At 41.2% G+C, this 23,058-nt stretch carries 26 protein-coding genes and 2 tRNA genes; 14 read left to right on the forward strand and 14 right to left on the reverse strand.

Going from position 1 to position 23,058, the window contains the following annotated elements; translation table 11 throughout:
- Nucleotides 1-4: 4 nt before the first annotated feature.
- The 4 genes from lpxA to SOI83_RS08705 all read left to right on the forward strand — a co-directional run bounded on the left by lpxA (nucleotide 5) and on the right by SOI83_RS08705 (nucleotide 3,010).
- Complete coding sequence (gene lpxA / locus SOI83_RS08690) at nucleotides 5-856, forward strand: acyl-ACP--UDP-N-acetylglucosamine O-acyltransferase (RefSeq protein ID WP_320676287.1); 852 nt, start codon at nucleotides 5-7, stop codon at nucleotides 854-856.
- Complete coding sequence (gene lpxB / locus SOI83_RS08695) at nucleotides 857-2,035, forward strand: lipid-A-disaccharide synthase (protein WP_320676290.1); 1,179 nt, start codon at nucleotides 857-859, stop codon at nucleotides 2,033-2,035.
- Nucleotides 2,032-2,667 carry a peptide-methionine (S)-S-oxide reductase MsrA gene (gene msrA, locus SOI83_RS08700; protein WP_320676292.1) on the forward strand — a complete coding sequence of 212 codons (636 nt, stop codon included), beginning with the start codon at nucleotides 2,032-2,034 and terminating at the stop codon, nucleotides 2,665-2,667. Before lpxB ends, msrA begins: the two co-directional genes overlap by 4 nt.
- A gap of 133 nt (nucleotides 2,668-2,800) precedes the next feature.
- Complete coding sequence (locus SOI83_RS08705; RefSeq protein ID WP_320676293.1) at nucleotides 2,801-3,010, forward strand: hypothetical protein; 210 nt, start codon at nucleotides 2,801-2,803, stop codon at nucleotides 3,008-3,010.
- Nucleotides 3,011-3,074: 64 nt separating this feature from the next.
- Here the strand turns inward: SOI83_RS08705 and SOI83_RS08710 are convergent, their stop codons facing one another.
- The 4 genes from SOI83_RS08710 to SOI83_RS08725 form a co-directional block, all read right to left on the reverse strand.
- Nucleotides 3,075-4,547, reverse strand: coding sequence for a leucyl aminopeptidase (locus SOI83_RS08710; protein WP_320676294.1), 1,473 nt, complete (start codon nucleotides 4,545-4,547; stop codon nucleotides 3,075-3,077).
- A gap of 36 nt (nucleotides 4,548-4,583) precedes the next feature.
- Nucleotides 4,584-5,177, reverse strand: coding sequence for a GIY-YIG nuclease family protein (locus SOI83_RS08715; RefSeq protein WP_414153408.1), 594 nt, complete (start codon nucleotides 5,175-5,177; stop codon nucleotides 4,584-4,586).
- Nucleotides 5,174-5,764 (reverse strand): hypothetical protein, encoded by a 591-nt coding sequence (locus SOI83_RS08720; RefSeq protein WP_320676296.1) that lies wholly within the window; start codon nucleotides 5,762-5,764, stop codon nucleotides 5,174-5,176. The genes SOI83_RS08715 and SOI83_RS08720 overlap by 4 nt, the downstream gene beginning before the upstream one ends.
- Nucleotides 5,765-5,962: 198 nt before the next feature.
- Nucleotides 5,963-6,523 carry a hypothetical protein gene (locus SOI83_RS08725; RefSeq protein WP_320676297.1) on the reverse strand — a complete coding sequence of 187 codons (561 nt, stop codon included), beginning with the start codon at nucleotides 6,521-6,523 and terminating at the stop codon, nucleotides 5,963-5,965.
- A gap of 290 nt (nucleotides 6,524-6,813) precedes the next feature.
- Between SOI83_RS08725 and SOI83_RS08730 the strand changes: the two genes are divergently transcribed.
- Genes SOI83_RS08730 through pyrF form a run of 3 tightly spaced genes read left to right on the forward strand, consistent with a single transcriptional unit; the run spans nucleotide 6,814 to nucleotide 9,188 of the window.
- Entirely contained in the window at nucleotides 6,814-7,140 is a 327-nt protein-coding gene (locus SOI83_RS08730; RefSeq protein WP_320676298.1) for a DUF1825 family protein, read from the forward strand.
- A gap of 45 nt (nucleotides 7,141-7,185) precedes the next feature.
- On the forward strand, nucleotides 7,186-8,433 hold the full coding sequence (tyrS, locus tag SOI83_RS08735) for a tyrosine--tRNA ligase (RefSeq protein WP_320676299.1): 1,248 nt from the start codon (nucleotides 7,186-7,188) through the stop codon (nucleotides 8,431-8,433).
- A 35-nt stretch (nucleotides 8,434-8,468) separates the two neighbouring features.
- Nucleotides 8,469-9,188 (forward strand): orotidine-5'-phosphate decarboxylase, encoded by a 720-nt coding sequence (gene pyrF / locus SOI83_RS08740; protein ID WP_320676300.1) that lies wholly within the window; start codon nucleotides 8,469-8,471, stop codon nucleotides 9,186-9,188.
- Here the strand turns inward: pyrF and plsY are convergent.
- From plsY to SOI83_RS08765, 5 genes are read right to left on the reverse strand one after another with little or no spacing between them, the layout of a single operon-like run.
- Complete coding sequence (gene plsY / locus SOI83_RS08745) at nucleotides 9,185-9,790, reverse strand: glycerol-3-phosphate 1-O-acyltransferase PlsY (protein ID WP_414153409.1); 606 nt, start codon at nucleotides 9,788-9,790, stop codon at nucleotides 9,185-9,187. The two genes, pyrF and plsY, sit on opposite strands and share 4 nt — an antisense overlap.
- On the reverse strand, nucleotides 9,790-10,779 hold the full coding sequence (locus SOI83_RS08750) for a DUF3086 domain-containing protein (protein ID WP_320676302.1): 990 nt from the start codon (nucleotides 10,777-10,779) through the stop codon (nucleotides 9,790-9,792). The genes plsY and SOI83_RS08750 overlap by 1 nt, the downstream gene beginning before the upstream one ends.
- Nucleotides 10,780-10,812: 33 nt before the next feature.
- Entirely contained in the window at nucleotides 10,813-11,229 is a 417-nt protein-coding gene (locus tag SOI83_RS08755) for a DUF3119 family protein (RefSeq protein WP_320676303.1), read from the reverse strand.
- A 15-nt stretch (nucleotides 11,230-11,244) separates the two neighbouring features.
- Nucleotides 11,245-11,991, reverse strand: coding sequence for an ABC transporter permease (locus tag SOI83_RS08760; protein WP_320676304.1), 747 nt, complete (start codon nucleotides 11,989-11,991; stop codon nucleotides 11,245-11,247).
- On the reverse strand, nucleotides 11,991-13,343 hold the full coding sequence (locus tag SOI83_RS08765; protein WP_320676305.1) for an MFS transporter: 1,353 nt from the start codon (nucleotides 13,341-13,343) through the stop codon (nucleotides 11,991-11,993). The genes SOI83_RS08760 and SOI83_RS08765 overlap by 1 nt, the downstream gene beginning before the upstream one ends.
- A 133-nt stretch (nucleotides 13,344-13,476) precedes the next feature.
- Between SOI83_RS08765 and SOI83_RS08770 the strand changes: the two genes are divergently transcribed.
- Nucleotides 13,477-13,547, forward strand: a tRNA-Gly gene (locus SOI83_RS08770).
- 15 nt (nucleotides 13,548-13,562) lie between these two features.
- On the opposite strand, the gene SOI83_RS08775 is transcribed toward SOI83_RS08770, so the two are convergent.
- Nucleotides 13,563-15,668 (reverse strand): isoamylase, encoded by a 2,106-nt coding sequence (locus SOI83_RS08775; RefSeq protein WP_320676307.1) that lies wholly within the window; start codon nucleotides 15,666-15,668, stop codon nucleotides 13,563-13,565.
- Here SOI83_RS08775 and SOI83_RS08780 point away from each other — a divergent pair.
- The 3 genes from SOI83_RS08780 to SOI83_RS08790 all read left to right on the forward strand — a co-directional run bounded on the left by SOI83_RS08780 (nucleotide 15,638) and on the right by SOI83_RS08790 (nucleotide 17,801).
- Entirely contained in the window at nucleotides 15,638-16,372 is a 735-nt protein-coding gene (locus tag SOI83_RS08780) for an MBL fold metallo-hydrolase (RefSeq protein WP_320676308.1), read from the forward strand. The two genes, SOI83_RS08775 and SOI83_RS08780, sit on opposite strands and share 31 nt — an antisense overlap.
- A 154-nt stretch (nucleotides 16,373-16,526) precedes the next feature.
- Entirely contained in the window at nucleotides 16,527-16,802 is a 276-nt protein-coding gene (locus tag SOI83_RS08785; RefSeq protein ID WP_011620102.1) for an HU family DNA-binding protein, read from the forward strand.
- Between the two features lie 75 nt (nucleotides 16,803-16,877).
- A complete protein-coding gene (locus SOI83_RS08790) occupies nucleotides 16,878-17,801 on the forward strand; it encodes a glutamate--tRNA ligase family protein (protein ID WP_320676309.1) in 924 nt (307 codons plus the stop codon).
- Nucleotides 17,802-18,059: 258 nt separating this feature from the next.
- Here SOI83_RS08790 and SOI83_RS08795 read toward each other — a convergent pair whose 3' ends face one another.
- Nucleotides 18,060-18,272 carry a hypothetical protein gene (locus SOI83_RS08795; protein ID WP_320676310.1) on the reverse strand — a complete coding sequence of 71 codons (213 nt, stop codon included), beginning with the start codon at nucleotides 18,270-18,272 and terminating at the stop codon, nucleotides 18,060-18,062.
- 214 nt (nucleotides 18,273-18,486) lie between these two features.
- Here SOI83_RS08795 and SOI83_RS08800 point away from each other — a divergent pair, with 214 nt between their 5' ends.
- Together SOI83_RS08800 and SOI83_RS08805 are read left to right on the forward strand one after the other, a co-directional pair.
- Nucleotides 18,487-18,852, forward strand: coding sequence for a hypothetical protein (locus SOI83_RS08800; RefSeq protein WP_320676311.1), 366 nt, complete (start codon nucleotides 18,487-18,489; stop codon nucleotides 18,850-18,852).
- 89 nt (nucleotides 18,853-18,941) lie between these two features.
- Nucleotides 18,942-19,247, forward strand: a complete 306-nt coding sequence (locus SOI83_RS08805; RefSeq protein ID WP_320676312.1) for a hypothetical protein — start codon at nucleotides 18,942-18,944, stop codon at nucleotides 19,245-19,247.
- Between the two features lie 137 nt (nucleotides 19,248-19,384).
- Here the strand turns inward: SOI83_RS08805 and SOI83_RS08810 are convergent, their stop codons facing one another.
- Entirely contained in the window at nucleotides 19,385-20,203 is an 819-nt protein-coding gene (locus SOI83_RS08810) for a LysM peptidoglycan-binding domain-containing protein (protein WP_320676313.1), read from the reverse strand.
- A 299-nt stretch (nucleotides 20,204-20,502) separates the two neighbouring features.
- Between SOI83_RS08810 and SOI83_RS08815 the strand changes: the two genes are divergently transcribed.
- Nucleotides 20,503-22,206, forward strand: a complete 1,704-nt coding sequence (locus SOI83_RS08815) for a tetratricopeptide repeat protein (RefSeq protein WP_320676314.1) — start codon at nucleotides 20,503-20,505, stop codon at nucleotides 22,204-22,206.
- 300 nt (nucleotides 22,207-22,506) lie between these two features.
- Here the strand turns inward: SOI83_RS08815 and SOI83_RS08820 are convergent, their stop codons facing one another.
- Nucleotides 22,507-22,791 carry a hypothetical protein gene (locus tag SOI83_RS08820; RefSeq protein ID WP_320676315.1) on the reverse strand — a complete coding sequence of 95 codons (285 nt, stop codon included), beginning with the start codon at nucleotides 22,789-22,791 and terminating at the stop codon, nucleotides 22,507-22,509.
- Between the two features lie 159 nt (nucleotides 22,792-22,950).
- Nucleotides 22,951-23,024, reverse strand: a tRNA-Arg gene (locus SOI83_RS08825).
- Nucleotides 23,025-23,058 lie beyond the last annotated feature (34 nt).

Raw genomic sequence — 23,058 nt, forward strand, 5'->3', positions numbered from 1 at the left:
GAAGATGAGTGAGCTTCTCAATCCAGAACCAATAGCTACTGGGAGACCTCCCCAAGTTCATTCTGCTGCTTTTGTTGATCCTCGAGCGGAGCTAGGAGATGGGGTGGTCATAGGTCCTGGAGCGGTAGTTGGACCGGCCGTGAAGATTGGTTCTAATACCTGGATTGGCCCCAATGTTGTTCTTGATGGGCGGTTGACTTTGGGATCGCAAAATAAGGTTTTTGCTGGTGCTTGTCTTGGCCAAGAGCCTCAGGATTTGAAATATCAAGGAGCTTCAACCGAAGTCGTGATTGGCAATGAAAATACAATTAGAGAGTACGTGACAATAAATCGGGCGACCCAAGAAGGGGAAAAAACTAAGATTGGAGATAAGAATCTTTTGATGGCTTATTGTCACTTAGGACATAACTGTGAATTAGGTAATTCAATAGTTATGTCTAATGCAATTCAGGTCGCCGGACATGTTGTGATCGAAGATAGTGCTGTAATTGGTGGTTGTCTGGGCATTCATCAGTTTGTACATGTTGGCCGTCTTGCAATGGTTGGTGGAATGACTCGAGTAACTAGAGATGTACCACCTTTTTGTTTGGTTGAGGGTCATCCTGGCAGATTGCGTGGCTTGAATAAGGTAGGTCTTCGTCGTAGTGGTTTGCATAATCATGAAGGTAGTGAGATGCGACAGTTGCAAGAAATCTGGAATTTACTTTTTCGTTCTGAATATGTACTTACAGAGAGTCTTGAATTGGCGAAGCAAAAGGATTTGTTGCCTGCGGCAGCGCATCTATGCAATTTTCTTGAGGCTTCTATTCAAAAAGGTAGACGTGGTCCCATGCCATTAAATATTTCTACTAATTAAATGCTTAGGTTGTTAATTAGTACAGGTGAGGTTTCAGGTGATCTTCAGGGAAGCCTTTTGATTGAGGCATTAAAAGAGGAGGCTTTAAGACGAGATTTGTCCATAGAGATCTTAGCGCTTGGTGGTAATCGAATGGAAGCTGCCGGAGCTGAATTGATTGCAGATACTGCTCCTATGGGTGCTATTGGTCTTTTAGAAGCTCTGCCACTAGTTTTGCCTACATTGCTTATTCAGTCTAAAGTAAATCAGTTGTTAATAAGTCGACCGCCGGATGCAGTAGTTTTGATTGATTACATGGGTGCAAATATTCGTCTAGGTAACAGGTTGCGTAAACACTTCGCTAAAATCCCTATTATTTATTATATTGCGCCTCAGGAATGGGCTTGGCGCATAGGTGATGGTGGGACTACGGATTTGATCGCATTTACTGATAAAATACTTGCTATCTTTCAGGCAGAGGCGGATTTTTACCAAGAGAGGGGAGGGAATGTGGTTTGGGTTGGTCACCCAATGATTGATATACATGGAAAGCTGCCTGATTGCTCTTTCGCAAGGAGGGAGCTTGGGCTTTCACCCGAACAAAAGCTCTTATTACTTTTGCCAGCCTCACGTAAACAGGAGTTGCGTTATTTAATGCCCAATCTTGCTAAAGCAGCTGCAATGCTTCAAGCGGAAGATTCAAACCTAGAAGTAATTGTTCCTGCTGGGCAGGAAAGCTTTGAATTTCAACTAAGGGAAACCTTAAAAAGAGAGAAAGTTCGAGGTAGGGTTATTCCTGCTAATCAAGCTAATAATTTAAAGCCAATTCTCTTGTCAGCAGCGGATTTAGCACTTTCAAAATCAGGAACAGTGAATATGGAATTAGCATTACATGGTGTTCCACAAGTTGTAGGGTATAAAGTTAGCAGAACTACAGCATTTATTGCACGCAATATTTTAAAGTTTAAAGTAGAACATATTTCACCCGTTAATCTTCTATTAGAAGAAAGATTAGTTCCCGAGCTTGTTCAAGATGATTTTACGGCCGAAAAAATCTTCCAATTAGCAATGCCTTTGTTAAGTCAGAAGGAAGCTAGATTGTCAATGCTTGAAGGTTATAGGCGCCTTAGAGGAAAGCTTGGTTCTCCAGGGGTAACATCTAGGGCTGCTGGACAAATTCTTGATTTTATTAGCCAATGATTCGATTGCTGCGTTATCTGCGAGATGCATTGATATGTAGTCTTTTAGTTGTTTCTTTGTTTGGGAGCCCTCTCCAAGCAAATGCTTCCGAAGAACAAGCGATGTTTGCCGGAGGATGCTTCTGGTGCCTTGAGCATGATTTAGAGGCTATTAGTGGGGTCATTTCGGCTGATAGTGGTTATGCAGGAGGAACAATCTCATCTCCTACATATCGCAATCACGAGGGTCACCAAGAAGTCGTTCAGCTTAAGTTCGACCCTTCAATTCTTTCCTATGAAGAATTGCTTAGGAGTTATTGGAGGAATGTGGATCCTTTGGATTCCTCTGGACAGTTCTGCGATAGGGGGGATTCCTATAAACCGGTTATTTTTGTTGAAAATGACGAGCAAGAACTGGCTGCTCAAGAGAGCATTAACTTCGCCGCCTTGGAATTAGATCAGCCTATTAAGGAAATTAAGGTTGAGATTCTTTCTGGAAAGAGATTCTGGCTTGCTGAAAATTACCATCAAGATTTTGCAGAGAAAAATCCAATTAAATACAGTTTTTATAGAAATAGCTGTGGACGCGATAGGCGACTTGATCACCTATGGGGAGATAAGGCCAAAACAAACTCTGAATGGAAAAATCGGTGAGAACATTAAGCAAACCTTAAATCTTTAGGAAATATGCATCTCTTGGAAATCTTGGTGAAGATGTGGGTTTCCACCCATCCCTTCTTGCGAGAAATTTGATTAGCATCAGTCCGTGATTCGGGCCAGGAGATGTATGTATTTGCTGACTGTCAAAGATGGTTTGATTACTCGACATGTAGGCCCATATCTAACGCCAAAGAAAGCCTCTGATGATTTGGATAGAGTTTTAGCAGAATGTTCCGATAGGGCTCGATGGCAGATTCATGCACTTGAGAGCCCAAACTTGTGTTCTTTTTCAGAAAAGTTGCAACAAAGAAACCAGGCTCTCAGCGCGGCCTCTTAAATATTTCATACAAATTCCGCTTAATGCTTAAGAGGCTAGTGAAATGTTTGTGAACCTTCAGTAGCTAATTTTCTCTGATAATCCAGTTTACAAGAGTTCTTACTCCATAACCCGTTGCTCCTGCAGGATTAACTCCTGACCCTTTTTCTGACCAAACAGTTCCAGCAATATCTATGTGTGCCCAAGAGATTGATTGGTCGACAAATTCTCGGAGAAAAAGAGCAGCTGTAATTGAGCCTCCTGGACGTGGGCCTGTATTTTTAATATCAGCAAGCATGGATTTTAGTCCTTCTTTATAAGAGTTCTGTAGCGGCATACGCCAAAGTCCTTCTCCTGCTTTATGAGCTGCTTTGGTTAACTCATTGGATAGTTCGTCACTATCTGTCCATAGACCAGCGATTTCATCGCCCAATGCAATGACACACGCACCAGTAAGTGTTGCTAAATCAATGATTGAATCTGGTTCTAATTTGCTTGCATAAACTAGAGCGTCAGCAAGTGTAAGCCTCCCCTCTGCGTCGGTGTTATTGATTTCGATAGTAGTTCCATTTGACGCTTTGACTATATCTCCAGGATGAACTGCAGATCCGTTTACCATGTTTTCACAAGCAGCAACTATGAAATGAACCTCAACCCCTTGGGGACGTAACTCTGCTATGGCTCTTGCTGCACCAATTACCGCAGCACTTCCTCCCATGTCAAATTTCATTAGTTCTATTTGAGAAGCCCCTACTTTTAAGTTGTATCCTCCAGAATCAAAGGTCAGCCCTTTCCCCACTAGTGCCACTTTTCTCTGAATTGGACCATTTGATCGATATGAAAGATGGATGAATTTTGGATCTAAGTCTGAACCTTGGGCGACTGCAAGGTAGGCGCCCATTCCTTTTCTATTACATTCTTCTCTACTAAGTACCTTTAACTGCAATCCAAATTCTCTGGAAAGTTTTGTAGCTTCTTTAGCAATTGCATCGGGGGTAAGGCTGTTTGGAGGTGCTCCTACAAGTTCTCTCGCTAATTCCACCCCTGAACAGATTGGAGAAATATTTTTGAAATTATCAAAATCATTTGTGTCTACTCCAATGAATTCAATACGTTTAGGTGGTTGTTTTGTTTCTGGATTGCTCCTAAAGCGCAAGTCTTTGAAGAGTGATAGGCGTATTGCTTCGGCTACGACATTAATTAAGTCTTTTGAGTGAAGTTTCTTCCAAGGGAAGAATATCCCCAAAGGGCCTTCGCTACCTAGAGATTCTTTTGCACTTTTGGCAGCCGCATTACGAAATGTATTTACTGAGAGGTCTTCCAGTTTCCCTAAACCAACCACAATCAGTTTGAGTGGGGAATTTTGGAGGAGTTGGAAGCTAGTTATTTCTCCATTTTCAGCCTGAAAATTTTGCTTCTCAAGAATCTTTGTTAGAGGAGCATCGAAGCGGCTTTCCAATGGATGCAACTGAGTTTCAAAGTCCCCTTCATGAATGCCAACAATCAGCACAGCGCCGGGCCATTCCTGCAAGCTTGCAGGAGTTAGAGAGAATTCCATCTTTAAGTTATTGCACTCGTGAATTTTAGCGGTCGATTATTTGATGTTTGCCGTGAAAGGTGTAGCCCAATGCCCCCTTGTTTCTTTGTTGAAAGGTGGTAGCCAAAGTTGAATTAGATGTTGCTCTAATTTTCTTCTATGCTTGGTCTCTTCTGGGACATCTGTGTAGAAGCGAATGCTTAGTTGGCTTTCTAACCCTGCTTTGGATAGTGCTTCGGTATAAGCAGCTAAATAAGATTTACAGTCATGGTCACCTTTCCATCGACGATCGGCAGCAATTGTTTCACCTATATATAAGAGTAAATGTGTGTTGAAATTTGTAGGTCGATCCATGACTAGATAAAGAGCGGGTCCTTCATGCGGATTGCTTGGCCATCTCCAAAAACTGAGTGGTAAGGGTGTTAATTTGAGTGGATTTAAATAAATACTTGGATCTTTACGCTCGTTATTTTCTATTAGCGATTTTTGTACAGGAGAAGATGATTCTCTCTTAAATAGCTTTGACTGGTGGAACTGTACTCTCCTTTGCCATTTGATTAAGACTTCCTTGGTCAGTTTAATTTCTGTAGGTATATTATCCCCATCTGAAATACTATGCTCAGGGAAAAGTTGTCCTTGAGATGATTTCATTTCCATCCAGAAGGAAGTACTGGGCCTGATTTCTTTAAGCCAAATCTCACTTTGCCAATAAGATTCTCGATAATGCTTGCTGGCAATAAGAGACGCTCTTGAAAATCGGCTAAATTCTTAAAAGGCCGCCTTTGTCGTTCTTTTAAAAGAGTTTGAATGTCTTTCTCGTTGAACTTAAGACCATTTTTCAATTCAGTAGAAGTGGCATTATTTATATCTACTATAGGGGTATCAGCTTTGGGCACTGGGTCGCCATACCACCTGAAAATTAGATGAGGACTCCATTGTTCTTTTAGATGATTAGGTAGCTCTAGTAATTGGAATAACTCTTCTTCGCAACTTAGCTGAACTCCACCTTGTTGGAGCTTTATCATTAGCTCAGCCATGTTTTCTGAACATTTGGGAAGCTTTTGCCAATCTGAAAAATTAGCTCGGTTAACGTCTATTTGAAGGCTGGCAAGGTTTGAATTGCTCACTCCTTGTTTCTTTTTAAGTGCTATTAATTCTTTTTCGATTTCCTGAAGCTTTATCCGTCTAGAACGACCTGAGGCCTCTTGCTTCTTTGGCAGTTGGCCCGTTGCTTCCAAGATTTTCCGGGCCAGAGGATCCAGCCAGTGGCCCCTGGTCATGTAAATAAAAACTCTCTAATGAATAAGATACCTAACTTTGCAAGGGTTACTAACCCCGGGGGACGATTGGCAAGATACTGAAGCATGCCCAATGGATCACTTTAAAAGTCTGTAAGCATAAACTTAATATAGGAAAGAAAGATATGTCTCTTCCTCCTATTTTATAACAACAATATCTATTTGATACTCTTCAATCATATTATTGTAAATTGAGGTGTCACGCTCCACTATTTCTGGATCAGTGCACCCTCCTGGGTGGAGGCTATACCAATTTGGCGAAAAAGTGGTTTTAATTGATGTGATCTCTAGATTTACGCCAAGGTATAGTCCTAGAGGTGTATTAGAACCACCTCTTAGAATAACTTCTTTGTTGATTCTTTGTGAAAAAAGCCCTAAACTTGAAGGGGTTATTACTCTTACATGAGTGGGGTCGTTGAAGAAGTTGTCATGCCTAAAATGAGGAACCTTTATTAGAATAATTGCACCTGATTCGCATACCCTATACATTTCCTGGATTACTTTTAGATAAACATCTGTCTTATGACCTAGATGTTCAAGCACATGGATTAGTTTTATTTCCTCCACGGAATTATCTGCCCAAGGCCAAGGGAAAGTTTCGAGATCGTGTTTAACATCTGGGTTACCATATTTATCCACATTGATATATCCATTTAGGCGTTTTTCGCCACATCCCAGATTGAGCTTTAAACCTGACATTCCCTTTGACAACCTTTTAAGATTTTACGTGTGCATTTGATTTATTGAACTGAAGAGAAGATGTTGGCTCTTCAGTTCAAAGTGGTTTAAATCTCCTATAGCATTATGGCTTTTCATGGTGGTCTGGTTTTCCCCCTACACGATCTTGCGCATTTCGGGCAGAATTACTGTTTAATTGATAGGAATCCACTGGAGCTCGCAGTGAACACTTCGTATTGCATCTCAGAAGTTTTGCTAGTCGAGCGTTCCTTTGGGAAGAAGAGCATTCAAGCCAAAGGGAGGTAAGAATTATGGCATTTTTTGAATCCGAGATTGTTCAAGAAGAGGCTAAGAGGCTTTTTAATGACTATCAGCAGTTGATGCAGCTTGGTTCTGATTATGGAAAGTTTGATCGTGAAGGCAAGAAGAAGTTTATTGACACTATGGAGGATCTTATGAGCCGATATCGTGTTTTCATGAAGCGTTTTGAGCTTTCTGAAGACTTTCAAGCCAAGATGACTGTTGAGCAATTGAGAACTCAGCTCAGTCAATTCGGAATAACCCCTGAACAGATGTTTGATCAAATGAATTTGACCCTGGAAAGGATGAAAGCGCAGTTAGAACAGAGCTCAGAATGATATTTTGATAGACCTCCAATTACTTTCCGATCGGTTAATACTTTTATGACTGATAAGTTTTTATCACTTCCAGGCTGGCTAAATAGAGGAATTGTTGACATCTTCCCTGCTGGAAATACAAATGAGCCCAATGAATTTTTAGGCGCTCGACTAGAAGAAGCTGTGAAACATAATCGTCCTTTGCGAATAAAGTTGGGTATTGACCCTACAAGTACTTCGATTCATTTAGGGCACAGCATTCTCTTTCGCAAATTGAGATCTTTTCAAGATGCAGGCCATACGGCAGTTTTGATTATTGGAGATTTTACGGCTCAGATAGGTGATCCAACTGGTAAGAGCTCTACTCGCGTTCAATTGACATCTGAAGAGGTTGAGGCTAATTCAGTTAATTACCTAAAGCAGCTTGGAAAGGATGAGCCTCCTGAAAGGAGTTTGTTGGATTTCGCTACCCCAGGTCGTCTTGAGGTTTATCGCAATAGCGAGTGGCTCTCTGAGATTTCTTTGCCAAGAGTCATTGATCTGCTTAGTACTGCAACAGTAGGGCAGATGCTTGCTAAAGAAGATTTTGGGACTCGGTTTAGATCGGGCACTTCAATTTCTCTTCATGAGTTTCTTTATCCGTTGCTACAGGGCTATGACTCGGTGGCCGTTAAGGCAGATGTTGAACTAGGGGGTACAGATCAGAAGTTCAATGTCACCATTGGTAGAGATCTTCAGAGATATTTTGGTCAGAGGCCCCAATTTGGATTATTGCTACCAATATTAATCGGACTTGATGGTGTTCAAAAGATGAGCAAAAGCCTTGGCAATACTGTCACTCTTGATGAAGACCCTATTTCAATGTATTCTAAATTGGAGAAGGTCCCTGATGAACTTGTAGACAGCTACATTACTTTATTGACTGATTTAAATAAGAATAACTTGCCTTCAGAACCTAGGGAATTACAAAAGGCGATGGCATTAGCTGTAACTGCAAGTAGGCATGGAATAAAAGTAGCAAAAGAGGCTTGTAACAGTGCTGCAAGTTTAGTCTCTGGATCAGATCATGGGTTCGCAGATGTCCCTGAAGTGTCTTTGGGCGAGATTAATTTTCCTGCCAAAGTTTTTTATCTGCTAAGTGCAATAGGTATGTCTCCTAGTAGCAGTGAAGCTAGGCGTCAGATTCAAGGTGGTGCAGTTCGTTTGGATGGGGAGAAAATTGTTGATCCAAATCATGAATTTATAGACAGCAGCTATTTGTTAGGTAAAGTTATACAAATAGGCAAAAAGAAGTTTTTACGACTTTCAAGGTAATTACTCGCTTCGTTTTTTTTACTGGGAGTTTGTAAGTGGAAAACCCTGCCGATAAAATCATTTTGGCATTAGATGGTATGGAAAAAGCAGAGGCTTTCTCAATGGTCTCGAAGCTTTCTGGATTGAAATGGGTAAAAGTTGGGCTAGAGCTTTTTGTAAGTAGTGGACCTGAAATTATTTCCAACTTTCGTGAAGATGGTCTAAAAGTGTTTTTAGATCTCAAATTTCATGATATCCCTGTAACCATGTCAGCTGCTTGTAGAAAAGCTGCAGGTTTTGGTGCTGAATTAATTACTGTTCACGGATGTGCAGGCCGAAAGGCACTTGAACAGGCAAATCGAGCTGCTATTGAAGGTGCCTCCCTAGTAGGACTTCCTCCACCAAGGCTTTTAGTAGTGACTGTGCTTACTAGTTGGGAGGGCAAGGATATAAAGGATCAGTTGCTTATAAATCAATCTATTCAAAGTAGGGTTCAATTGTTTGCTAAATTGTCTTCCGAATTGGGCCTTGGTGGGTGTATTTGCTCTCCTAAAGAAGTTCGTGGTTTACGGTCGCTATGTCCATTGCCATTTGAACTGGTTACCCCAGGTGTGCGATTAGAAGGAGACCCACTTAATGATCAAGCAAGAGTAATGACTCCTTCCGAAGCAATTAATGAAGGAGCTTCAAAACTAGTAATAGGTAGATCTATAACTCAAGCATTGAACCCTGAAGATGCTTTTTCGAAATGTTGTAATCAGTTGGAAAGAGTTTAACGAAACTGGCTTATTCTTGGCTCAGTACCTGCAATTAATCTTTTTATATTACTTCTATGTCTCCAAAGAACCATAATTGTTGTTGCACATGCAACTATCAAATAAGCAGGCTTTGTTGTGCCATCTAAACTCCATGCCATCAACCAGGGCAAACAAATAGAAGTGAAGATGCTCGAAAGAGAAACGATTTTGGTGAAGCTGATAGTTGCCAAGAATATTCCTAAACAAGCAAGCCCAACTGGCAATGAAAGACCTAGCAACATGCCCAGGCTAGTTGCTACCGCTTTGCCACCTTTAAACTTAAGCCAAATGGGCCAAATATGACCTGATAAGGCAGCTAGACCAACTAATACTTCTGAGGTCTCGCTGAGATTAAAAGCTTTGGCAATTAGAACAGCTATTGCACCTTTAGCTATATCTACTATCAAAACCCCAATTGCAGCTGCTTTGCCTACTTCCCTAAGGACATTTGTTGCTCCAGTAGACCCCGAACCTTTAGCCCGAATATCAATACCTGCAAACCATTGGCCAGCAAGATATCCGCTGGGCATAGATCCAAGTAGGTACCCAATGCAAATGAAGTAGATCAATTGAAAATGCATTACAGGAATTCCTCGTATTCGTAAAGTTCATCAGGCTCAGCTGCAAATGCTAACCAAAGGGGGAATTGAAGGACTGGTATATCAATATTCCTTTCTGCCGAATCTATGAGAATAAATGGTACTTCTCCTCTTTCTTCAAGGCGGTCTGCTCTCTCAATTAAGCCATCAGTTCTTTCGAAAAGGACAATGCCGCTGGTGGGCCCGAAGTCTTCTCTGCCAAGTCCTAGTGCATCTTGAAGCCCCCTTCTCCATTCTCCAAGCCTCTCTGGTTGACCCGCTAAGACTAGAGTTTGAAATCGGTCACCATAAAGTTCACCCAGAATTGCGATTACTGCCGCACCAATAATGATATTGCTAGAGCGATTGCCTCGGCTGGGCTGTGCGCCACGGCCTCCTTGGTTAAGGAACCAGTCTGCTATAAGACCTATCCCCCTTTCGTCGAGACTCCGTCTTAACTTCCATGGGTCTGCGTAAAAGTCTGGTTGGGTTGAAAACTGTGCCAAGCATTCACGTATAAGAGACTCATCCGGTTTGAAGGTATCTGCTACCGCTGGGACATATTGTTCTTGATTCTTTGATTCTGCTTGTGTTTGATTTTCATCTAATGGTGAAGGTTTGACTACGAGAGGTTGGGCGATTAGCTCTAATTTCTCCGCTGATTGAGCAAGTTCCTGAAGGGCTCCCGTTAAATAATCTTGAAACCCTTTTACTCTTCGTGCAATAGCATCTGATTGCCCTGCAAAGGACCCTTTGATATCTTTTTCTAATTGAGATTTACGTTTATTGAGTTCATCAACTTCTTCTTGAAGTTCATTCCTTTGGGCGATTAATTTCCCCAATGTGAGTTTGACAAGAGAGTCCAAACTCGGTTCATTCCCATCGTCCTTCGAGTTGATTGCACTGGTATTTTGTGATTGATCTAATGGAAGAGGCTTGCTAATTTCTTCGGTATTAGATTGCTCCGAAAGTGGGGATTTAGCTTCAGACATAAACTATTTAGCAATGTTTTTTGATGAGCTTTTTTAGGAGTCTTGAATAGGTTTCACCTTTGGTTTCTCCAGAGAGCCAACTCTCAGCCTTAGTTGATTTTTTAGACTTTCGGGTTCGAAAAGTATTGGTAAAAGATGGGGGCTGGCTTTTTCGCGGAAATATAAAATTCCAGGTAGCCAAGGTAAAAAGATTCGCCAGGCTAGCCAGTCTCCAAATGGGAAGCGTCTTAATTCACGATTGAGTTGCCAAACCACTAAGGCCTCTGGAGTGAGCTCGACTCTGAGTATGAAAGTTTGCAAAAGAAGAAAGAGTCCAAAAATACCAGTTAATATTGATGGAAATGGGTGAAATGGTCCTGGCAGTATTAGAAGGCTTAAAACAATTATCAGAATTGCTAAGCGAGGAGAGGGTTTTAAGGTGACGTTCTGTTTTAAATCAGATTGGTTCATAAAAAACAATTGAAATCAACTGAAAAGAATTTGTGTTAGCAAAACATCCATTAATGCCACTGTCACTAGAGTCATTACAACAGCTCCTGTGGTACTTGTGCCGACTTCTTTTGGCCCCCCTCTAGTTGTTAGTCCCCAACCACAGGCTAGAACAGAAATCTGTAGACCGAAGACTAATGCCTTTATGAGCATGAAAGGAAGATCAGCTACGGATAACCAAGTCCTAACAGAAGTCCAGAAAACATCAGGAGCTATTTGATAAAGGTGGGTGCTACTGATTTGTCCACTCCACAGTGCAACAACAAAGAAAAAAAGACATTGCACTGGCGCCATGATTACCATTGCGATCATTCGTGGTACTACCAAATATTCAACGGGATCAGTTCTCATCATTGTTATCGCCTCAATTTGTTCGGTAACTTTCATCGTCCCGAGCTGAGCGGCATAAGCAGTAGCTACTTTCCCTGTAAGGAGAGTTGCGGTTAGTAAAGGGGCGATTTCTCTTGCCATACCAACCGCGAGGAGACCACCAACTTGGCTACCTAGATTCTGGTCGCTTAGCTCAGCAGCCACTTGGATGTTGAAAACTGTTCCTGCTGCTATGCCAGTAATAATTACGATGATGAAACTTCCTGGTCCTGCTTCTAATAGTTGCTCAAAGAGCTCTAACCAATTAATACGTCCTTTCACGGTTGCGGTTATCGCTTGCCCGCCAATTAACAGGCTGCTGCAAAGTCGTCGTAACCAGCGTGGATTAAACATCAGTTGATAAGCTGCGCGCTTGGTGTTTTATTTGGCCATTTACTCATCATTATTATTCCCAAACTTACAAGAATGGCTGGAATTAATCCCATGCAAATCCTTATAGCTATTTGGGCTGAGATTGTCTGTTCTAGGAAGGTAAGCGCTCCTGTGCATTCTCTAGGAGATTGATAACCGCTAATTTGTAGAAAGAATGTGACTATCCACATGCTCATTGCGACTAGAAATTTTTGAGAAAAGACCATCCATGCTGTATAAAAACCAGCTGGTTTATCAGGGTCAGAATCTATTGCATCTGGCAGCAATGACCATGGAATTAAATATGCAGTAGAAGCTCCAAAGCCTGCTATAAGAATGCTTATCAATAAGAGGATTATTTTTATTGTATCTGCACCATTTGTTAGTAGTGAACTTGTCAATGTTGACCCAGCAGAAACAGGTGGAAGCACCATTGCACAAAGGCATCCAATTATCCAAAGAGATCCTCCAGCACGGAGTGATTTTATTCGACCATGTTTGTTTGAATAAAGGCTCCAAACTTGAAGCCCAATTAGTGAACTCACCATAAATGGAAGTAATATCCATGTTGACATGCCAGGGGGTATACGCATTACCTGAACTAAGTAAAATAGGGCTACAGATTGCATGATTTGAAGCCCACACCAAAGTAAAAGGTATAAGGCTAAAACCCTTAGGAAACAGTTGTTATGAATTATTCGAGATAACTGCTTAGTAAATGGCTCAGATTGCTTTTTAGGTTTTTGTGCTTTTTTCGCAAAGGGTGCTAGCCCCCAGCAGCAGGCCAGGGTTGATAAGGCGGCAATTGCTCCGCTAATTCTGCCCATGCTGATATATCCAGATAGTCCATTGCTTGTGAGGAGAGAGGCGACCACAAGTCCTGTCAGGCTTGCCAATATCGAACCAGTAAAGCGAGCTGCATTAAGCCTTGTTCTGATTGAGGTTGTTTTAGTTAATTCTGTTGAGAGTGCTGCATAAGGGAGGTTCACGCTTGTATATGCAGTCATTAAAAGCAGAACCATAAAAATGTAGTAGGTGATTTTTGAAGCCAATCCACCTGGGGGCACCCACCAAATACCCGCGAGACTTATTCCTAGGGGGACAGCCGCTCCAAGCATCCATGGCAATCTCGGCCCCCAGCGACTTTGCGTATGGTCGCTAAGCCAGCCAATCAGTGGATCATTCAATCCATCCCATAATTTGGTGACCATGAGCAGGAGGCCTCCTATCCAGACAGGGAGGCCTGCGGCGCAAGTGAAAAATGGAAGTAAGTAAAAACCAAGTTGAGAGGCTGCCAGGCCAGTGCCTGCATCACCAAGCCCATAGGAGAGCATTAGCCTTCGCCTGGTTCTTTCGCTAGCGAATAAGGATGAATTCAAGTTTTTCTAAAGGCTTGATGGGAAGGCATAATGCAGTTGTACTTTTATACTGAATCGAGCTCTAGGGCTATGGTTCCTTCGTATTAGTGCGGGCGTAGTTTAGTGGTAAAACCTCAGCCTTCCAAGCTGATGATGCGGGTTCGATTCCCGCCGCCCGCTTAAATAACATTCCCATCAATCAAACTTCGAGGAGTATTCTTTAGAAAGGGCCAGGACAAGACTTCTGTTTTTTAGCTCAATAAAGGTTTCATCCCAGTTCATAGGTTCAACTTTGGTCTTGCTTTTAGTTCTCTTTGCTGTGTTTACGATTATTTCCCATCCAGAGTTAGTCTTAGGCAGCTCGAATTTCATATTTTGATTATAAGCATTTAGTCCCATCCACATGTGGGCAATGTCATCAGACTCTTTGTGAAGGCTATAGCTGATTGTGTGTGACCAGTCGCTCCAATCAGGTTTTTGGAGATTCACTCCATGCCATTGGATGGAAAAGCCATGTGAAAGTTTTTGTGTGTTTGATTCAATTTCAGTGTGAGGTGTGCTTGGGCTAAAAATTTCGGGTATTGTTTTTCTTATTTTCAACATTTTTGTCACAAAAAGCCTTAGCTCAAGGTCACATTTGTCTTTTGACCAGATCATCCAACTTAATGGACTGTTTTGACACCAAGAATTATTATTGCCGCCCTGGCTTCTGCTTACCTCGTCACCCATAAGTATCATTGGAACCCCTGGATTGAGCAGAAGAGTTGCTAAAAGATTCTTTTGCTGTCTCTTCCTTAGCGCTTGTAGGTTCTTGTCAGTACTAGGACCTTCAATACCATGATTCCAGCTGTTGTTGTGATTGTCGCCGTCCCTATTGTTTTCACCATTTGCAAGGTTATGCTTCGAGTTAAAAGTGACTAAATCGTTTAAGGTAAATCCATCATGGGAAGTGATAAAATTTATTAAAGGTTTATGAGATTTTTCATCGTCCTTTGGGTCAAAGTTATTGCTATTTATACTTTCTTTTATGTTCCATGTGGTATTTTGATCTCCTTTCCAAAACCTTCGTACATTATCTCTAAATTGTCCATTCCAAGCCCCTATTTTTTTGCTTGGGAAATCTTTAAGTTTATAAAGTCCTCCGCAGTCCCAGGGCTCACTAACTAGTTTTAAATCACTTAGCTCAGGGTCTGCTTCGATTTCCTCGAATAGAGGTGGATTATCCAATGGCTCTAGCTTTTCTCCTCGACTAAGTGCTATGCCTAAATCAAAACGGAAGCCGTCTACTCCTAGTTCGCACGCCCAGCAACGCATTGATTCAAGGATTAATTTTCTAACTAATGGTCTATTTGCCGCAATGCTGTTTCCGCAGCCACTTACATCCAAAAATTGATTGTCTTTATTCTTATAATAATAGAGGCTTTCACCACAACCTTTCCAGCTAATAATAGGTCCTTCTTCATTGCCCTCAGTTGTGTGATTATATACAACATCTACAATAACTTCTATGCCTTCATCGTGGCAGGCTGCTACAAAATTACGAATTTCTTGTCGACCTTTAAGAGGGTCTTTGCTTGTAATATATTCCTGATGTGGGGCAAACCAGCTAATTGGGCTATAACCCCAGTAATTGCAGTTCCCTGCTGGAGAGTCTGTTTGATCAAATGCATGTATAGGCATTAACTCAATAGTGGTTATGCCAAGTTCCTTTAAATAAGGAATTTTTCTTATTAATCCTTTGATCTTACCTTTTTCATTTCTTTGAATATCTTCTAATGAACAATGGGTAAAGCTGCTGACATGTAGCTCATAAATAACAGTTTTACTCCAAGGGTGCTTTGGTCTTGGATGGGATTTAAAGTCGAACTTATCTCTTTCGCATACCACCCCTTTCAAGCATGAGCCTTCGTTGGACGAATTCCCTGTAGCAGCTTTTCTTTGAAATACATCCCACCCACTGATTGCTCTTGCACAAGGGTCTATCAATAGTTTCTCTGAATAGCAGTGGTTTCTTTGTTCTTCTCCAGCATTTGATATTCGATAGCAATAACAACAGCCTTCTTTGATGCCTTCAATTTCTATATGCCAGTAATCTCCGGAACGATTGCTAGCGTTCAACTCAAATACGTTTTGAGGCTTAGTGTGGTTTGGGTCTGCAAAGAGTACTAGCTCTATGTGGCTAGCATCTGGTGCAGCTATAGAAAAATTTACGCCTCGGTCAGTGATGCTGCTACCAAGGGGCCAAGGCGTTCCTGGGTAAGCTTTGTTCAGTGACCCAGATTCCGGCGAGGCAGGCAGCATTTGGCGAAAGGTGGTTTTTAGGCACTTTTAAAGGTGTTGTTATGTCTATTAATTCTTTTTCAGTTATGGGTGTTGGCCCCTCTCAGGTAGAAAGTGGCCTTTGGGCTTTTCCTCCCAATCCAAATTCTAGAGGCGGGGTCTCTTGGTGGCTTGAGTGCGAGCCAGAGCCATTGTTGATTGATTGTCCAGAAATTAATGAGTTCACCATTCATTCGCTTAAGGAGCTTGCCGCAGGTAGAAAACCTCAAATTTTTTTAACTAGTAGAGATAGCCATCCAGGTGTTAGCAGGTTGCAGGATGTTCTTGGATGGCCTGTTTTAGTGCAGGAGCAAGAGGCCTATCTTTTGCCTGGGTTAAAAGACCTAGAAAGTTTTGCCGATGAATACAAAACAATTTCTGGAGTTAACTTTTTGTGGACGCCTGGACCTACTCCTGGGACCACTGTTGCTTATGCATCTCACCCTTTGAATGTGCTGTTCTGCGGACGTTTCTTAATTCCTTCAAGTTTGCATTCTTTCGCTCCTGTTCGAAATAAGAGGACTTTTCACTGGCCGCTTTATCAAAAAAGCTTGCGAAAGCTTCGAGATTGGATTCCTTCAGATGCCTGTCCTTTACTGGCATCTGCTGTTCTTACTCGAGGTGCCAAGGCGCAACGGTTAGCTCCTTGGGAGGCTTGGGCGGATCCTTACACCAAAAAAGGCTAATTGGACCATTTAAGGTATAAAGCATTGCGCCACAGCCTTTTTCGGTTGCCGCTAAGGCTTTATGTCCATACGATTAGCGCGCTTCGAGTTATTGCTGACGAATTCCATTTTTGGTTTCGTCATTTAAATCTCTCCGCTCCATCATCCCATTCCAATGAACAAAGCTGATCTGGTCAATCTGGTGGCAGCACGTACTGAACTCACCAAGACAGATGTCTCTCTGGTGGTGGATGCCGCCATCGACACCATCATCGACTCCGTAGTGGAGGGCAAAAAGGTCTCCATCCTTGGTTTCGGTTCTTTTGAGCCCCGTGAGCGTTCCGCTCGTCAGGGTTTAAACCCGAAAACCGGGGAGAAGATCAAGATCCCTGCAAAGCGTGTGCCTGCTTTTACAGCTGGCAAGATGTTTAAAGATCGAGTTCAGGGTTAGATTTAAAATCTTGCTCCAAAAAAAAAGCGGTCTTAAAGACCGCTTTTTTTTTGGTCAGGCTTTTCAATGCCTTTCATGCATCCCCCCTCCCAATTGCTACCAGAGCAATTTTTGAAGAAGTTTGCGAATGGGAGTCGATTAAAACTCAGTGGATATCGAGGGAGGTTCGCTCCATCACCCACTGGACCTTTACATTTCGGGAATTTACGCACAGCACTTCTTTCTTGGCTCAAAGCCAGAGTCTCTAAAGGTACTTGGTTATTACGAATTGATGACCTTGATTATTCAAGAAATCGCTTTGGTGCAAGTGAAGGCATTAAGGAAGATCTTTTATGGCTGGGACTTGAATGGGACGGACCAGTCGTCTATCAGAGTAAAAGAAGAGGGCTTTATTACACCGTCTTGTCTGCATTGAGAAAAGAGGGGCTTCTTTATGCTTGTCGTTGTTCTAGAAGGATGTTTCTTGAAAGAGCTATAAGGGAACATCAAAGCGGAATTGCTAACTGCCGTTGTAGGGAGATTACAAATTCTTGGGGGTGGCAAAATAATCGACTTCCTTCGTGGTGCTTAATGCCAAAAAATGAAGTTACTTCTAATTGTCGTGGTGTGGTATTAAGGCGTGCGGATGGAATCGTTGCTTATCATTTGGCTACTGTAATCGATGAAATATTGCTTGGTATAAATGAAGTCGTTCGTGGAGGAGATCTCTTGGAGGCCTGCTCCTCACAGCTTTCAGTCTTTGAAGTACTTTCTCAACCCCGTATTAAATATATTTATACCCCATTGATTTGCAATGAAGCAGGGGAAAAACTGTCTAAACGAAATAATGAAAATGGGCTAGATTACTATAAAAAAAAGGGTTTAGACCCTTCACAAGTTATAGGCTTGTTAGCGGAAAGCATTAAGCTTGTCCCGCCTAATACTCCAATCTCTTCAAATGAACTATTGGTTGAGATGAAGAAAGACCCAGCTATTCTTGATGCTGTTTTTATCCATTAATGAATTGATTCTTCCTGGCTTGGAATCTTATTCTTTGAATTGAATATGGCTAAAGTCACAGCTTCTGTTGGTTTTCTGTATAGGTAATTCCTTTTAGGTCTATACAAAAAAAGTGTCCTTACCTAATGAGGAGGACACTTTTGCTAATAAATTAGTCTTGTCTCTAGAACAAGACTTCAAAAGTTTTTTGGAGAACTTAGAAGAACTCTGCTTTTAATTAAAAGCTTTTAGCAGACTCAGTTCCTTCCCTTTCTTTGGCTAGAAACTGTAAGAGGGGTCTCCGCTTGTTAGATAGAAAAAGTAAGCAGCTGCAGCTCCTACAACAAACATAGGAAGACCTACTAGTAGATGGCCACTAGCGAAACCTACGCCCTTGGCTCGTGCCACAAAGTAACCGACACCTGCGGCACCAGCAGCTAGTGGAATTGCGGTGTGGAGAATGCCTGCAACAGCGTGGTAGTCGAAGTACATCTGTGTTAGTGGATTTTCTTGCCGAATAGAGTATCTCAGTAAACAGCTTTTAAGAATGCCTTTTTAGTCATTTGCATTGAATTTGCTTAAGGCCGCCTTCATGGAGAGGGCGCTTCTTAAAGTTTTTGCCTTCGGGTTCTAGGAGCTCATAAGGCTGTGGTACTGCCCTTTTGAGGAAAGCTCGATTGAGCTGTCAAAACATTTTTAATGGATTATGTCGCCCAAAAAGGTTCAAATGCGACTTTTCGAGAAGCAACATTTTGGGAGGTGTTTGCTTTGTTGCTTGCTCTCTCTGGCATGCCTCCAAGCTAAGAGTGAGCTGGCTCAAGCATCAGATCTTCCAAGCCTTAACAAGTTGGCTGTTAGTTGCTTTCGTTCAAACGAATCCGAATCTTGTCTGAAAGGCCTTGTAATGTCTGAATACTTGCAGAAGAAGGCTGAGAAGCGAAAACGATTCCCCTGTCAGACAAGACTCTTAGGTCTTGGTAGCGATTTGATTTTGAGTCAAATGCAGAAAGGGGATGTTGAGACTGGTATGAAAATGCTTGGAGAAGTAAACGAGAATTGTGTTGGATTCTGATCTTGGACAAATTTTTAATATTAAACTCAACCTTAAAAGTGACTTATTGCCCAAGAAACTGCTATTAGAGGTAAAGAGATATTTTTGTAATGGAAGAATCTAAAGAAACCTCTGGAATGGGTATCGGCGAAAGCACAGGGAATGCGAAGAAGGTCAATGCTAATTCACGTAAGTCAAGTAAGAAGAAGTTTGGGGTTGATGAAGGTGGAGACTCAGAACAAGGAGAAGTCCTTTTTAAAGTTGGACCTTTTAGGTATAGGTTGCCTGGTAAGCGGCAACGTACCATTCTTGGATTGGTTGTAGTTGGTTTAAACTTGTTGTTGCTTTTAGCCGTGGCTTTATACTTTTATAACCCAACCTTTCATGAATTTGTATTTACAGTAGGTAGAGATTAACCTTGGTAATTAATAAATAACTTTAACCTTGAAATGTTTTAAAGATTAACATCTAAATATAAGAGTTAACCTATTTAAGAATCTATAGATTTTGCTTCATCGTTCAATCCACTTATATTTTTTTAGAAGCTCTAACTCTACATATTGGATTTATTGATAAAAAGCACTGTTCCCTCTCTTATATTGCTTGGATCTCTTATATCGTTTAAGCTTATTAATCCTTTTAAGCTTACGTTGTACTTTCTTGCGAGGCCGCTAAGAGTCTCACCTCTTTTAATCGTATGTTTTATTGCTTTTTCTCGGATAATTTTTTCAATTTTGAGTTCTGATGTTAGCTCGTTGTCTTTATATTTCTCAGGGCTCTCGATTAGGTAGAGACCAGCACCTCCAATAGCCAGCAAAGCAACTGCTGCGATTTGCCAAGGGTTAAAACTACTTAAGAACGAAGGGAGCAACTCATTGGTTTCGCTTGAGTTATTTGTTTGGCTCGACTCCGCCTCGAGTCTCACTGTTTCTGCTTTTAGCCTCGTTTCTAATTCCGACTCAGCCTCAAGCCTATTGGCCTCCGCCTGTAGTTTGGCGGTGAAATCTTCTTCTTCTTCTTTTTCTATTCGTTTTTGGGCTTCAGCATTTGCTTTTTGACGCTTTAACTCCTCTTTGAGCTTTTCTTCGGCTTTACGTTTGTCATTGAGCAATTGGCTTTCTATTTCCTGGGCCTTGCGTCTTTCAGTAATTAGCTGTCTTTCTTTTTCTTCATCTTTAAGCCTTGCATTGAGGTCAATTATCTCTTTTGAGGTTTCAGAGGAAGTATCCTCTCCGCTATCAGTTTTTTTATCTTGTTTGTTTGATTTGTCTAAGCGACTCCGGATAGCACTATTAAAGAAAAGCAGAAGGCCCACAAGAACCGGAATGTGGGCTAATCCGCCTGCTAGAACCTCAGCTTCTGAATAAGCCATTCTGCCCTTTGTTTGTGTCTTGCTTAGTTAACCGCAAGAATCTCTTCAAATCCAGTTATTAGAAAGGTTTATTGGGAATTTCTGCTTGAAATTTGATGAACTTCTAAACGAAAGCGTTCCATACCATCATTTATTCAAATGGCAATGCAATTGCTTGGCGATTTCTTGCTAAGTATTTTCGCTAGGTAAATTATTTTCGCCGTGTTTACAGAATCTATATACAAATCCATTTTCTATTTGTCCTTTTCGAGTATTATCTAAGCATATTTTTGTTTTAGGAAGTTGGGATATAAGAGCGCATGAGTACTTTAAAACTGCAATATTCTATATTCCTATTATTTACTACCTTGTTGCTGCCATGTCAGGGTTGTGTACCTTCCCCAGTCCCTAAGATAGAGGGGCTTAGCTCATTCTTTATAGGGAATAAGAAAAAAGAATTCTTGAATCTTGGCATTAATATGGCGAATAAAGGTGATCATCTTCAAGCTATAGAAGCTTATGGTAAGGCTATTGAAATCGATCCTAATTATGGCCTTGCTTTCTTTAATCGCTCAATATCTTGGCTTGATCAGGGTGATATAAGAAAAGCATTGGCAGATTTAAATAGTGTTATTGAAATTGACCCTAAAAATTCATATGCTTATTATAATCGTGCTAATTTACAATTTAGGGATGGTAATAGGCAGGAGGCTTTATCGGATTACACTAAAGCTATAAACTATAATAAAAACTTAGTAGCTGCATTCGTCAATAGAGGCGCTACAAGATTTCTTTTAGGGGATGCTCAAGGGGCATTGATTGATTATAAAAATGTTATTCAAAAAGGTTCAAAAGATGCTTACTCGTACTTGAATAGGGGTGTGTTATTTTCAAAAGCTGGAAGACATAATGATGCAATTTTAGACTTCGACTCAGGGATTGAATTGGAACCAAATCAATCCCTAGCTTATTTCCAGAGAGCCAACTCTAAGGTTCATACTGGTAATATCATTGGGGCTATAGAAGATTATAGAGAGGCTATTAAGATTGATTCTTTAAACCCATTTTATTATTATAACCTGGCCGTTGTCTATTACAATAGAAGCAATTATTACCTTGCGATCCAAAATTTTAATAAAGTACTTGAAGTAGAGCCACTTTTAAATGAGGTTCATTTTTATAATGCTTATGCGAAAAGCAGGATAGGAAGATTAAAAGATTCAATTTCAGATTATACAAAAGCCATCTTGGCTAAACCCAACAATTCTAATGCTTTCAATAATCGAGCAATTGTTAAAAGCATGATTGGGGACAAGAAGGGTGCACTAAGTGACTTAGAGACCGCATTGACTTTGGCCCCTTCCTCGGCCAGTTTCTTTTCTAATCGAGGGAATCTATACCTTTCTTTTGGGAAATATCGTCAGGCTATAAAAAATTTTGATCGAGCTATTGAATTAGACCCAAAATATCTCAGTGCATATTATGGAAGTGCGATAGCTCTACAAAACCTAGAAGAACATCAGAAAGCTATTCAAATTTTGGATAGCTTACTTAGTTTAAAAAGCGAATTTGCCAAGGCTTATTTTAGTCGTGGTCTTTCTAAACAACGGATTGGTGATTACAAAGGTGCTATAAATGACTTAACTGAGTCGCTGAAAATTCAACCTTCACATGCAAATTCATATTTGAATAGAGCAAATGCGAAAGTTGACTTCGGAGATTACTTAGGGGCAATAGAAGATTTTGGTTATGCTCTGGATTTGGACTCATCGAATAAATCGATTTATCTAACACGAGGTCAGCTTAAGGTCCTTATTAATGACAATGAGGGAGCGATTAAGGATCTAACCACTTTCTTGAAAATTTCTCCTGAGTCTGCATCTGCGCTTAGGAGCAGGGGGTTGGTTCGAATAAGGTTGGGTGATTGGAGAAATGGCTGTAGAGACCTTCAAAGATCTGTAGCCTTAGGCGATTCAGAAGCATACAAATTTATAAAGTCAAAGTCTGCATCTTGCGGAGACTAAGCGTGCTTATTTAGAGGGGGGTAATGGCTAGTCGTTTTGCTGATCTCTTTTATTTATGGCTTGGCTCAATATTAACCAGGCGATACCGCTGGATAAGCCTGCTACCCATTCCTGCCTAAATAAATCAACTATGCATATTGTACTTGCAGCTATACAAAGAAAAGAAAGAGAAGTCTTTCTGAGATTGAATTTACTGATCACTTTCTTTAATCTTTTAACTTTAAGTTGGAAGCCAAAGTAAAGCCTAGTTCAATCAACTTTCTATAAATTTACATCAACTTAGGCTCCGCTTTTAAGCCATTAGCTCCCTGATTGTAATGGGAAGAAAATAATTCCTGGGCCTGCAAATATTACTGAGGTGGCAATTATGATTGTAAGTATTTGAACCCCAATAAACTGTTTCCAGCGATAGCTGAATAATGAGGCGTCGGAATCAAGGCCCCAGCCAGACTGAGGTTCGTTATCGGGAAGTCCGTAATAGAAGATTTGAAAGACTTGGAAAATGATTATTGCTCCAACAATTGCCGCTAGTGGGTTCAAACCACCAAAAGCTATGGTCGCAAAGAGTGGGGAGGAGTCAATCATCACTAAATTAACGGATAAAGCTGTAAGGCTTGTTATTTAAGCCCAACTACCCATTAAAGGAGGCTTCTCTTTACTTGGATCGTTACAAAATTGGTTGCTTCGTGTAATTGATCAGCAGCTTGCAATCAGCAAGAGCATTTGCCTTAAAGCTTTTTGTAACGCCCCCTGTTGGATTCGAACCAACGACCGGCTGCTTAGAAGGCAGCTGCTCTATCCAGCTGAGCTAAGGGAGCATTTGACCATTGTGGCAGTTTTTGGGTGCAGGCC

Origin of the sequence: Prochlorococcus sp. MIT 1300, from assembly GCF_034092375.1 — a bacterium.
Classification (GTDB): Bacteria; Cyanobacteriota; Cyanobacteriia; order PCC-6307; family Cyanobiaceae; genus MIT-1300.